This is a genomic window from Veillonella sp. 3310 (genome assembly GCF_003999875.1).
In the GTDB taxonomy this organism is placed as follows: Bacteria; Bacillota; Negativicutes; order Veillonellales; family Veillonellaceae; genus F0422.
Window position 1 is genome coordinate 198035 of record NZ_RQVJ01000002.1, and the last position, 13082, is coordinate 211116.

Here is a 13082-nt window from a genome sequence, read left to right on the forward strand (position 1 = left end):
GTGGTTGGAGCGGCCTTTGGCTGCTCTAACTTCTTTTTTTTCACACTATATATGAATTGCATATATAGTGTGAAGAAAAAGAAATCATCCGTAAGTAGGAGTTTTTTTATTTGTGTAGAATAGTATAGATAGAGAACGTATACATAAACGTTATATTTTGGTGCATACACGGTAGTACATAGCTTAGGAGAGTGACATGAGCAAGTTTTTCAATGATGACATAATTGAACAAGTCAAAAATGCCAATGACATTGTGTCTGTCATTTCTGAGCATATTCCATTGAAGAAGAAGGGGAAAAACTATTGGGGTTGTTGTCCATTTCATAACGAAAAGACACCTTCCTTTAGTGTGACCCCTGACAAGGGCTTTTTTTATTGCTTTGGTTGTCGAGAATCGGGAAATGTTATTAGTTTCTTGATGAAGTATGATAACTTAACTTTTCCTGAGGCTATTGAGCGGTTGGCGAATCGTGCCAACATTGCTTTGCCAGAACGAACCGTATCGTCAGCTGAGCGGAAACGTATGGCACGTTTGGAATCTATGTATGAGGTGAATGAACTAGCTACAAATTTCTTTCATAATTGTCTAGTAAAAACAGAATTGGGGAAAGAGGGACTAGATTACTTGCTAAAACGTGGGCTAACTATGGAGACCATTACAAAGTTTCGTCTCGGTTTTGCCCCAGATGGATGGGATAAGCTATATACTGCTTTTATCGGTCGAGGTGTGGACCCTAATGTATTGCTAGAATTAGGGTTGTGCCGTAAAAATGAGCAAGGCAAGCTATATGATTATTTTAGAAAACGTGTGATGTTTCCCATCATGGATGGAAAGGGGCGTGTATTAGGTTTCGGTGGACGTGTCCTTGACGACAGTAATCCGAAATATTTGAACTCCCCAGAAACGGAAATATTTAATAAGGGGCATCTATTATTTGCTTTTTATCAATCCTATCGCAGCATTCGCGAAAAAAAACAAGCTGTCCTTGTTGAAGGTTATATGGATGTGCTGAGCTGTCATAATGCAGGCATTACGAATGTAGTGGCATCCTTGGGCACAGCCTATACGAAAGACCATGGTCGGCTATTGATGCGTCAGGCAGAGGAAGTTGTTCTTGCCTATGATATGGATGGTGCTGGTCGTACGGCAGCTAAGCGGGCTATTGAGTTATTGCAAAATACGGAATTTTCTGTTAAGGTAGTATCTATGCCTGATGGAAAAGATCCAGATGACTTTATTAAAAATCACGGCCCTCAAGCGTGGCAAGAATTGGTGGATACATCGCCAAGAGACTTTGAGTTCTTATTGAATGAAAGTTTGAGCCATCACGATACGAATTCGGTGGAAGGGAAACGGGCTGTCTTGGCAGATATATTTCCGTTCATTGCAGGTCATGAAAGCCAAGTGCGACGTGATGAATATTTAAAAGCCTTGGCATTACCTTTATGGTTAGATGTGAGCACTATTATTACTTACTTTAGACAGTTTCTTCGACAAGGAAACATAGAATTAAAACAGCAGGCTATGAACGTGCCTAAGGAGACTTTCACAGATGAAGAAGAATTGCTGTACTGGATAGGTAAGGATACGGATATATATACCTTGGTGAGCCAGTATATAGGGGTGGAAGATTTTACGCATCCTATGTACGGTGCTTATTATGAAAAGATAGGCGAGTTGGTAGCCCAAGGTGAAAGTTTGTCAGAGGTCCTCTTAGAGGAATCCTTAGATGCGGAATCTTGGCATATGTTTGGCAAATGGTCGGTCTTGATTGATCGAGAAATGAATGAGGAATTGTTGCACAGTTTAATTCGAAGTGTGCGATTAAAATCCCTTCGCAATCAATATAAGGAGCATAGTCGCTTAGCGGATCAATTGAGTCGAGCTAATGATCCTAGGTTTATAGAAGAGTTACGAATGTGTCAGGATTTACAGGAATTGATTAAACAGTGGTCTTGATGTAGTGAAAGGAAGAGCACAGTGGCAAAGAAGAAAAAACAATCGCAAGTGCAAGAGATTATAGCGGTTTTATTGGAAGAGGCAAAACGAGACGGGGTCATTACGTCAAAACAAATTTCTGATGCACTTTCAGAGCAAGTAGAAGTAACAGCAGAACAATTAGATAGTATGTATGCAGTGTTTAATAATTTAAATATTGAAGTCCTTCAAGATGATGAACATGGTTCGGATAGCGAATTATCGATTCATGATGATGAATTGTTGGATAAAGATCTTGAAGTGGAAGTTGATGTAGATGTGGAACATTTAAGCAGTGACATCGATATCACTGAGGAAGATGATGAGGAGGAAAAAGAGATTAATCTTGACTTATCTATTCCTGAAGGGATGAACATCGATGATCCAGTGCGCATGTACTTAAAAGAAATTGGTCGCGTTCCATTGTTATCTGGTGATGAAGAAATCATTTTAGCCCAACAAATTGAGGCGGGCAATGCAGAAGGTGCTAGCTATAAAGAAGTGCGCTTAGGAAATAGTGCGAAACAAAAATTGATTGATGCCAACTTGCGTCTTGTAGTTAGTATTGCGAAACGCTATGTAGGTCGTGGCATGTTGTTCTTAGATTTGATTCAAGAAGGTAACTTAGGTCTTATAAAAGCGGTTGATAAATTCGACTATACAAAAGGATATAAATTCTCTACCTATGCTACATGGTGGATCCGTCAAGCTATTACGAGAGCGATTGCTGACCAAGCTAGAACGATTCGTATTCCTGTACATATGGTGGAAACGATTAATAAATTGGTGCGTATTCAACGTCAATTATTACAAGATTTAGGTCGTGAACCAAGTCCAGAGGAAATTGCAGCTGGTATGGGTATTACTGTAGAACGGGTGCGTGAGATTCAAAAGATTTCTCAAGAGCCAGTTTCCTTGGAAACGCCAATTGGGGAAGAAGAAGATTCCCATTTAGGCGACTTTTTAGAAGATAAAGATGCAGTAGCTCCAGATGATGCGGCTAGCTTTATTTTATTACGAGAACAAATTGTTGAAGTATTCAGTTGCTTAACAGATCGTGAGCAACAAGTGCTAGAATTGCGCTTTGGTTTGAAAGATGGCAAACCACGTACATTGGAAGAAGTAGGTCAATTCTTTAATGTAACACGAGAACGGATTCGTCAAATTGAAGGGAAAGCCTTAACGAAATTGCGTAATCGTGGCAAACGAGATAAAATTAAAGACTTTTTATAATACTTGCTATTTCATAATTGTATGGTATAATTTATGTATAAATAATCATAAGTAGTGAATATATTGTGGGAGGTAATTATGATTAGCATGAAAAAACTAGGACTTATCCTATGTACGGCTGTTCTTAGTGTAGGTTTACTAGCTGGTTGTGGTAGCGACAAAAAAGAAGCGCAATTAACACAAACAGCAGGGGTGTTGAAAGTTGGTTCTGAAACGACATTCCCTCCATTTGAATTTGCAGAAGAAAACACGAATAAATACATTGGTTTCGATGTAGATTTAAGTGAAGAAGTAGCAAAACGGTTAGGCTTAAAATTAGAGTTTGTCAGCATGGGATTCGATGCGTTAATTCCAGCTACACAATCTGGCAATATCGACATGATCGCAGCAGGTATCAATGCCACACCAGAACGTGAAAAAGCATTGGCATTCTCTGAGCCATACTTCAAAGAAGGTGGTTTCATCACTATCGTTCGTAAAGATAATACAGATATCAAAAAAATGGATGACCTTGCAAACAAACGTGTAGGCGTTCAAATTGGTACAGTACCTGTAGAAATGGCGAAAGCAATCCCTGGCACAGATGTAAAAGAAATGGATTCTAATAGTAATATCTTTATGGCATTACAAGCCGGTACGATTGATGGTGCTATCATCGACCAAGCGGTGGCTATGTACTACTTGAAACAAGGTGCAGATAAAGATCTTAAATTGGTAGGAGAGGGCACAGATGCACCTCCATTCGTATTAGGATTCAATAAATCCAACACAGCATTACGTGATAAAGTTAATGAAGCTTTAAAAGCAATGCGTGAAGATGGAACATATCAAAAAATTTACGATAAATGGTTCGCTAAGTAATTCCGTTATGTAGCCTATGGCGAGTGTTTATTAGCAAATAGAAGACCGCAACATATTCCTTCTCAAACTGATACAGTGGTTAGGTTTGTTCAGGAACATGTTGCGGTCTTCTTGCGTTTGTGTGAATTAGTAACAAGGGTCGCCACAAGGCTACTACACGTAACGGCGCCGCTCAGGGGAAGTGAAACACATTCCGACCCGAACTGATACAGTGGTTAGGTTTGCTCCGGAATATGTCGTGCTCTTCTTGCATTTGTCTAATTTTGTCATAAGGAATACCACAAGGCTACTACTCGTAATGGCGCCGCTCAGGGGAAGGGGAAACGAGCAACATATTCCTTCACAAACGGTATTTCATAATGTATCGTCATTTGTAATGCTATGTAGCCTGTGGCTATATAAATATAATATGATAAAGAGAAGAGCACGGTATACTCCTCACAAACGGTACTACGTAATGTTTGTTCGGAGCACACCGTGCTCTTCTTATGTTTGTGTAATTTAGCTAGTAAGGGTAGCCACAAGGCTACTACGCATGACTGCGTTCCTCAGGAAATTATAGTGTGTGTGCTAGTTTAATGTATTCCCGGATGCGTTCGCAAGAGTTGTGGAAGGCTTCTTGCTCGCTTGGGGTTAGGTGTAATGTAAGGATTTCTTCGATGCCGTTTTTGCCGATGATGGCAGGGACGGATGCAAAGACGTTGTGTTCGCCGTATTCGCCTTCTAGTTTGCAAGATAGAGGCAATACTTTTTGTTCATCGTGGAAGTAGGCACGGATGATTTCTGTAACGGATGCAGCGATGCCAAATTCGGTGGATCCTTTGCCAATGAGGACGAGGTAGCCACCGTATTTCATTTGTTCTACTACGGCATTTTCGTCAAAGGTTGGGAAACGCTGAGGGAGCTCTTGTTGAAGTTCTTTCAAAGGTTTGCCAGATACTGTGACATGAGACCAAGGGACCATAGCACTGCCACCATGTTCACCCATAGCGTAGCAAGATAAGGAGCGACGATGTACGTGGATTTGTTCAGCCACTAATCGTTGCAAACGAGCAGAGTCTAAGGATGTGCCGGAAGAGATGATTTTATGTTTTGGATAGTCTAAGTATTCCTGTACATAGGCTGCCACTACATCGGCAGGATTGGAAATGCTCACGATAAAACCGTTGAAGCCAGAGGCTTTTACACGAGGTAAAAATTCACGTAATACTTCTATGGTAGAGCCTAGTGTATCTAGTCGATCTTGTTCTGGGGATGGTAGTGGACCAGCAGAAATAACGAGGATATCGCAGTCTCCGATATCTTCAGGTTCGCAAGTGATGGCTTCCAAACGATGTGGTAAGTAACTTACAGCATCATTAATATCGGTGGCTTGAGCGATGGCTTTATCTTTGTCGATGTCCACCATGTATAATTGGTCAACTTCACCTTGGGTAGCAAGGGAAAATGCCACGTGGGAACCCACATGACCAGTGCCGATAATGGCAACTTTACGTAGTTCTATAGACATAGTTTTCCTCCTATTTTGAAAATTAAAAATAAATTATTAAATAAGTAATATGTATTAGGATAAAACTTTAGGTGCATTTAGTCAACACGTCACTTGTTTTGCTATGCAGTCTCTGGCGTTCGTAACTAAATATGATAAAGGGAAGACCGTAACACACCCCTTCTCAAACTATACAGTGGTTATGTTTGTTCAGGGGTATGTTACGGTCTTCTTGGAGTTACGCTATTTTGGTAGTAAGGAACGCCACAAGTCTGCTACGCTTGACTGCGTTCCTCGGGAGGGGGGGAGATGTCGCACTCTTCTTATATTTGTGTTGTGTGTGCAGTTAATCTCGCTACAAGGTTGCTACGCTTAACTGCGCTCCTTAGGGGATGTCGTGCTCTTCTTGTGTTTGTGTAATTTGGTTAGTGAGATCCGCTACGAAGTCTGCTATGCTTAACTGTGTTCCTTAGGTGGATATGGTAGCTTAATTGATGCGTGCGATTATTTTCAGATGTTTTGTAATGTATTTAGTGAATATATTATTATCTCGTTCTATGACTGATAAAACTGAGTGCTTTTAATGAGTTTCCTAATTGGCATAGGTTCTGTTCTTAATTGGCATGATACATGAGTGGGTGTTTATGTATCATACTCTGTAATGTATAGTATAATAAAAATATGACATTATTAGAACTTGAAAAATTAGCAAATGAACTGAATATTCCGGTGATAGGCGTGGCGCCGTGGCCATTGCCGGTGGAGGCGTCGTTGCATTTGGATACGCCTTATCCCTGTCCTTTTACGAATGGCACCATAGACGAGCGCTTGCAAGGGTCGACGACGATGCTTGCACCGCAGTCGGCTATTGTTTGTTTGTTCCCCTATTATGTGCCTTGGGAAGGAAATACGAATGTAGCTAGGTATTGTTGGGGCGATGATTACCATATTGTGGTGCGTCAGTATTTGGAGCGGCTGGTGGCGGTGTTGCGTGAGCGGTATCCGAATGATAGCTTTGAGATTCACTGCGACACGTCGCCTTTGGCGGATCGCTATATGGCATACTTGGCGGGATTAGGCTTTTATGGGTGGAACCAAACGTTTATCAATCCTACTTGGGGATCTTATACGGTGATTGGCACAATTATGACGACTTTGTCTTTGGAGCCTTCTGCGCCTCTTAGTGAAAGCTGTCTTCAATGTGGGGCTTGTTTGCGTGCTTGTCCAGGCAAGGCTTTACAGGGGAATCATTTAGATTACCGAACCTGTAAAAGTTACCTTACTCAGTGTAAAGGTGAACTTTCAGAGGAAGAAGAACAAATTATCGAAAAGACGCCACTTATTTTTGGCTGCGATGTATGCCAAGAGGTATGCCCTCATAATAGAAATGTTCCTATGACGCCTATTCCAGAGTTTCAACGGGTTATGCCGTACATTGAGGCTGTGGAACTAGAAGGGATGACGAATAAAGAATTTAAAGCGAAGTACGGCCACAAGGCATGGGCTTGGAGAGGAAAGAAAGTATTGCTTCGCAATGCGGACATTGTTAGAAAGGAAAGATATGAAAGAAAGTAATTCTGTTTCATTATTTTTAATTATATTTTTAGGATTGCTCACGGCAGTAACGCCATTAGCAACGGATATGTATTTGCCATCATTACCAATTATGCCTGGAGAATTACATACATCGGCATCAAATATTCAAATGACCATTGGCATTATGACCATCGGGATTGCGATAGGACAATTGTTTGCAGGTCCTATTAGTGATGTGCTAGGTCGAAAAAAACCACTTATTGTTGGTAATTTACTTTGCGTAGTGGCCACTATCATTTGTGCCTATGCGCCGAATATTGAAGTTCTTTTGCTGGGGCGTTTTTTGCAAGGTGTAACGGGCTCCTTTGGGGTGGTTATCTCCAAGGCTATCGCTCGTGATTATGCATCGGGGCCGGCTCTGATTAAGCTATTGGCATCGTTGATGATGGTCAATGGATTGGCACCCGTTATTGCTCCCTTATTGGGAGGACAGATTTTAATCTACGAAACATGGAGATTTATTTTTGTCGTGTTGGCAGGATTTTCCTTAATTTTATTGATAGGTTCTATCCTATTCCGTGAAAGTTTATCGACCGAACAGCGCGTAGCAGGTGGCATTCAAGAGGCCATCAAAAACTATAAGATGCTATTAAAAGACAAAGCTTTTTTAGGGCAATGTGGTATTCAATGCTTTGCCTTTGGCGCGTTCTTTTGTTACATTAGTGGCTCATCCTTTGTGTATCAAAATATGCTTGGGCTGGATGCACAACAATTTAGTTATATTTTTGGTATTAACAGTTGTGGTATTATTCTGTTCAGTATGATTAGCTCTCGCCTGAGCAATGTCATTAAGGATTACCAATTATTACAGGGCAGTTTAACTGTGCTTTTCGTCGGATCTTCTTTGTTCTTAGGTGCTATGGCACTCAATATGCCGTTCTTAGTGGTGACCACAATTTTATTCTTTACCGTAGGGACGGTGTCTCTATTCGGGGCTGCTAGCTTCTCTATGGCTATGGCCAATTACGGTCACCTAGCAGGTAGTGCGTCTGCCTTATTAGGCTTTTTCTCTATGGTGTCTGCCGGTATTGTATCACCTATCGTGGGGGTTGCAGGATCACATACAGCTATTCCTATGGGAATCACTATGGTGGTATGTTCTTTCATAGCCCTCGTATGTTACTATCGATTTGCGCGACCTACTATATAGGTATATCACTGTTGTACTAATACTCATGAATGGGTCTTCAGTGCTAGTGTATGTGGTAAAGAGTGGTCTATATAGGTATTGGTAGGAATGATAACACGATTATAGATGTACATAGGTAAGCCATTCCACAGTAGTATATGCTTGGTGGCTAAGCAAGACCTTACAAGGTGTAAACAGAAAAGCATTCTTCCAAAAATATAGATAGAAAAGAGGTTCCTTTTATTGACATAGACAGCTCTAGTCATGTATAATAATTGAGTCATAGTTTGGGTACGCCCAACTATTGCAAGCCGCATGAAGAGGTCAATAATATTTGGCTTCGGCTAGATAACCGCATTCAGCGAGTACGAATACAAGGAGGTGTCATAATGTACGCAATTATTAAAACTGGTGGTAAACAATATCGCGTTTCCGAAGGCGATGTAATCACTATTGAAAAATTGGATGTAGCAGCTGAAGGAACTGTTTCTTTTGACGAAGTTGTAACTGTAGTTAAAGACGGTGACGTTAAAGTTGGTACACCACTTGTGGACGGTGCAAAAGTTACTGGTACAGTACTTGAACATGGTAAAGCGAAAAAGATTTTGGTTTTCAAATACAAAGCGAAATCCAACTATCGTCGTCGTCAAGGCCATCGCCAACCATTCACTAAAGTTCGCATCGAAAAAATCGAGGCGTAATTGTCATGACTCACATTGATGTGAAACGCAATGCGTTAGGGCAAATTGTAGAATGTCATTTTCGTGGACATGCTGAAGCAGGTCCCTACGGAGAAGATATTGTATGTGCCGCTATATCTATGCTTTCACAGACATCGGTCTTGGGACTTCATGAGGTGGCTGAGCAATCCATGGAGTACCAAATAGAAGACGGTGAGTTACATATCCTACTTTCAGAACCCATTACTGAAAGAGGACAAACTATATTAGAAACCATGCTTCTTGGTATCAAGAATGTGGCAAATCAATATAGTGATTTTGTTAGAGTGAGTGAACAATAGGAGGTGAACTACATGTTATTCAATATCCAATTACAACTATTCGCATCTAAAAAAGGTGCTTCCAGTACAAAAAATGGTCGTGATTCCGAGTCCAAACGTCTTGGAGTTAAATGCCATGACGGTTCTACTGTAAAAAGTGGTAACATTCTAGTTCGTCAACGTGGTACACATTTCCATCCAGGCGCTAACGTAGGTATCGGCAAAGATGATACTTTATTTGCATTGGTTCCTGGCCGTGTAGCATTTGAACGTGCTGGTCGTTATAACCGTAAAGTTTCTGTATACCCTGTAGAAGCTTAATAACAATACATATAAGAGGTCACTAGATAGCAATATCTAGTGGCCTTTTTTGTTTTCTTAGTATGTGGTTTGCGGTTGTTGGAAATAGGATAACAAGATTTTGTAAAAATGATGTTTATCAGATATTTGGGATAGGGTTATAGGTTGTAAAAGGATATGACAGTTTTATAGTGAACAAATGAATAGATGTATATTTCTGTTTATGCATACATAGTATTTATATTTGCTTTCATAATGTACACTAATTTTATATACATTGATTCCTAAGTGGAGTATAATAAAAAGTAGGCTATATCTAATAAAATCGGTATAGTCCATATGTTACGACAAAGCCTAAAAAGATATAGGCTATCATAGATCTACTAAGTCAGTAGAAAAGGAGTTTACTATGTATGATGTACACTCTTCCAAGGCGGAAGAATTTATTAATCATGAAGAGATTCTAGCCACTCTAAAATATGCAGAAGAAAACAAGGAAAATCGTCCTTTGTTGGATGCCATATTAGAAAAAGCAAAAACTCGTGTAGGGTTGAACCACCGCGAGGCGATGGTGATGTTAGAATGTCCTTTGCCAGAATATAAGGAGAAATTATTTGCTTTAGCAAAAGAGATTAAACAAGCCATTTATGGTAATCGTATTGTGCTGTTTGCTCCGTTATATTTATCAAACTATTGCATCAATGGTTGTGTCTACTGCCCATACCATGCAAAAAATAAAACCATCACTCGCAAAAAATTAAACCAAGATCAAGTGCGTGAAGAAGTGATGGCATTAGAAGCTATGGGACATAAACGGATCGTTATCGAATCTGGTGAACATCCATTAGAAAATCCATTAGAATATATTTTAGAATGTATCGATACGATTTACTCTATTAAAAAAGACAATGGAGAAATCCGTCGTGTGAATGTTAATATTGCGGCTTGTGAAGTAGAAGATTATCGAAAATTACATGAAGCAGGCATTGGTACGTACACATTGTTCCAAGAAACGTATAATAAAGAAAATTATGAGGCCCTTCATCCAACAGGTCCTAAGAGCGATTATGCATACCATACAACGGCGATGGACCGTGCTATGGAGGCAGGTATTGATGACGTGGGCATTGGCGTGCTCTATGGATTGGAGCATTACAAATACGACTTTGTAGGTTTGTTGATGCATGCAGAGCATTTAGAAGCGAAGTTTGGGGTAGGGCCGCATACCATTAGTGTACCTCGAATTTGTCCAGCCGATGATATCGATGTAGATGATTTCAGCAATGCTGTACCAGACGATATTTTTGAAAAAATCGTCGCATTGATTCGTGTATCTGCACCGTATGCAGGTATGATTATGTCTACCCGTGAAAGCCAATCTATGCGTGAGCGTGGTTTGGCATTAGGGATTTCTCAAATTTCTGGTGGCTCTCGTACATCCGTCGGTGGCTATGTAGAAGAAGAACCAGAAGAAGAAAACTCTGCTCAATTCGATACGAGTGACCGCCGTTCCTTGGATGAAATTGTAGAATGGTTATTACAATTGGGATATGTACCGAGTTTCTGTACGGCTTGCTACCGTGAAGGGCGTACAGGAGATCGTTTCATGGCACTTGCTAAGAGCGGGCAAATTTCTAACTGTTGCCAACCGAATGCGTTAATGACATTGAAAGAATACTTACTAGATTATGCAGACGAGGACACAAAAGCTGTTGGCGCTGCTGTGATCGATGTGCAATTAGACTCTATTAAGAATGATCTGGTGAAAGAAAAATCCAAAGCCTATATTGCGCAAATGGAAGAGGGAGAACGTGACTTCCGATTCTAGTCAAAACTTAGTGCATAGGGTATAATATTTAATATATAGTGTTTATATATTGAAGTTATAAACAGAAGATTGTGGGAGGACAGAATGGAACAAAAAGAGATGGTTGTTGTCGTTGACTTTGGTGGTCAATATAACCAACTGATCGCGCGTCGTGTACGTGAAAATAATGTGTATTGTGAGGTATATCCATACAATAAAGCATTAGAAAAAATTAAAGAATTACAGCCAAAAGGTATCATCTTCACAGGTGGTCCTGCTAGCGTATACGAAGACAATGCTCCTAAAATGGAAGCGGAAGTATTTGAACTTGGCATTCCAGTATTGGGTATGTGCTATGGTATGCAATTTATGGCACATACATTAGGTGGTCATGTAACGTCTGCGGAAACACGTGAATTTGGTAAAACTCCAACTCATGTGGACGTGTCCTCACCATTATTTAAAGGACTTTCAGAAGAAGAAATCGTATGGATGAGCCATGTGGATTATGTGGCAAAAGTGCCAGAAGGTTTCAAAATCGTGGCACATACAAAAGATTGCCCTGTAGCAGCTATGCAAAACGAAGAGCATCGTTTATATGCTATGCAATACCATGCAGAAGTGTTGCATACAGAACATGGTAAAGAAATGTTGCACAACTTCTTGTATGAAGTATGTGGATGCACAGGCCAATGGACGATGGCAAACTATGCAAAAACTGCTATTGAAGAGATTCGCAATACAGTAGGTGATGGCAAAGTATTATTGGCATTATCTGGTGGTGTGGATAGCTCCGTAGCAGCGGCGTTAATCTCCAAAGCTGTAGGGGATCAATTAACTTGTATCTTCGTTGACCATGGTTTGATGCGTAAAAACGAAGGTGACGAAGTAGAAGCGGCGTTCAAAGATTCTGGTATGCACTTCATCCGTGTGGATGCAGAAGAACGTTTCTTAACAAAATTAGCAGGTCTTGAAGATCCAGAAGCGAAACGTAAAGCTATCGGCGAAGAATTTATTCGTGTATTCGAAGATGAAGGACGTAAAATTGGTTCCGTTGATTACTTAGCACAAGGTACCATTTATCCAGACGTAATCGAGTCTGGTACTGGTGAAGCAGAAGTCATTAAGTCTCATCACAACGTAGGTGGATTACCTGCAGTAGTAGATTTCAAAGGTTTAATCGAACCACTTCGCAACTTGTTCAAAGACGAAGTTCGTCAATTAGGTGCTGAACTTGGTTTGGCAGATTACCTAGTATGGCGTCAACCATTCCCAGGACCAGGTCTTGCGATTCGTGTCATGGGGGAAGTGACAAAAGATAAACTAGACGTATTGCGTGACGCGGATTACATCTTCCGCGATGAAATCGCAAAAGCTGGTTTAGATCGTTCCATTAATCAATACTTCGCGGTGTTAACAAGTACACGCACAGTAGGTGTTATGGGTGACTTCCGTACCTATGATTACACATTGGCATTGCGCGGTGTAACTACAACTGACTTTATGACAGCTGATTGGGCACGTATCCCTTATGATGTATTGGATACTATCTCCCGCCGTATCGTGAACGAAGTAAACCACATTAACCGTATCGTGTACGATATTACAAGTAAACCACCAGCAACCATTGAGTGGGAATAAAATAAATAGACTGAAAGCCAGTAGAACTTAGGATCTGCTGGCTTTTTT

At 40.5% G+C, this 13082-nt stretch carries 11 protein-coding genes; 10 read left to right on the forward strand and 1 reads right to left on the reverse strand.

Annotated elements, in window-relative coordinates:
• Positions 1 to 196: 196 nt before the first annotated feature.
• The 3 genes from dnaG (at position 197) to EO127_RS04450 (ending at position 4072) form a co-directional block, all read left to right on the forward strand.
• Positions 197 to 1960 (forward strand): DNA primase, encoded by a 1764-nt coding sequence (dnaG, locus tag EO127_RS04440; RefSeq protein ID WP_127448180.1) that lies wholly within the window; start codon positions 197 to 199, stop codon positions 1958 to 1960.
• A gap of 21 nt (positions 1961 to 1981) precedes the next feature.
• On the forward strand, positions 1982 to 3211 hold the full coding sequence (rpoD, locus tag EO127_RS04445; protein WP_127068023.1) for an RNA polymerase sigma factor RpoD: 1230 nt from the start codon (positions 1982 to 1984) through the stop codon (positions 3209 to 3211).
• A gap of 78 nt (positions 3212 to 3289) precedes the next feature.
• The gene (locus tag EO127_RS04450; protein ID WP_127068025.1) at positions 3290 to 4072 is read left to right on the forward strand and encodes a basic amino acid ABC transporter substrate-binding protein; all 783 of its coding nucleotides are present in this window, start codon (positions 3290 to 3292) and stop codon (positions 4070 to 4072) included.
• Between the two features lie 556 nt (positions 4073 to 4628).
• Here EO127_RS04450 and EO127_RS04455 read toward each other — a convergent pair.
• Entirely contained in the window at positions 4629 to 5576 is a 948-nt protein-coding gene (locus EO127_RS04455) for an L-lactate dehydrogenase (protein WP_127448265.1), read from the reverse strand.
• A 666-nt stretch (positions 5577 to 6242) separates the two neighbouring features.
• On the opposite strand from EO127_RS04455, the gene EO127_RS04460 reads away from it, so the two are divergent.
• The 7 genes from EO127_RS04460 to guaA all read left to right on the forward strand — a co-directional run bounded on the left by EO127_RS04460 (position 6243) and on the right by guaA (position 13034).
• Positions 6243 to 7136 (forward strand): epoxyqueuosine reductase, encoded by an 894-nt coding sequence (locus EO127_RS04460; RefSeq protein WP_127448181.1) that lies wholly within the window; start codon positions 6243 to 6245, stop codon positions 7134 to 7136.
• Positions 7123 to 8307 carry a multidrug effflux MFS transporter gene (locus EO127_RS04465; protein ID WP_127448182.1) on the forward strand — a complete coding sequence of 395 codons (1185 nt, stop codon included), beginning with the start codon at positions 7123 to 7125 and terminating at the stop codon, positions 8305 to 8307. Before EO127_RS04460 ends, EO127_RS04465 begins: the two co-directional genes overlap by 14 nt.
• Before the next feature lie 368 nt (positions 8308 to 8675).
• The gene (gene rplU / locus EO127_RS04470) at positions 8676 to 8987 is read left to right on the forward strand and encodes a 50S ribosomal protein L21 (protein ID WP_009352881.1); all 312 of its coding nucleotides are present in this window, start codon (positions 8676 to 8678) and stop codon (positions 8985 to 8987) included.
• Positions 8988 to 8992: 5 nt separating this feature from the next.
• Positions 8993 to 9307 carry a ribosomal-processing cysteine protease Prp gene (locus EO127_RS04475; RefSeq protein ID WP_127448183.1) on the forward strand — a complete coding sequence of 105 codons (315 nt, stop codon included), beginning with the start codon at positions 8993 to 8995 and terminating at the stop codon, positions 9305 to 9307.
• 12 nt (positions 9308 to 9319) lie between these two features.
• Positions 9320 to 9607: a 50S ribosomal protein L27 gene (gene rpmA, locus EO127_RS04480; protein ID WP_009353004.1), complete on the forward strand. Its 288-nt coding sequence runs from the start codon at positions 9320 to 9322 to the stop codon at positions 9605 to 9607.
• 388 nt (positions 9608 to 9995) lie between these two features.
• Positions 9996 to 11414 (forward strand): [FeFe] hydrogenase H-cluster radical SAM maturase HydG, encoded by a 1419-nt coding sequence (gene hydG / locus EO127_RS04485; protein WP_127448184.1) that lies wholly within the window; start codon positions 9996 to 9998, stop codon positions 11412 to 11414.
• Positions 11415 to 11498: 84 nt separating this feature from the next.
• Positions 11499 to 13034 (forward strand): glutamine-hydrolyzing GMP synthase, encoded by a 1536-nt coding sequence (gene guaA / locus EO127_RS04490; protein WP_127448185.1) that lies wholly within the window; start codon positions 11499 to 11501, stop codon positions 13032 to 13034.
• Positions 13035 to 13082: the final 48 nt, after the last annotated feature.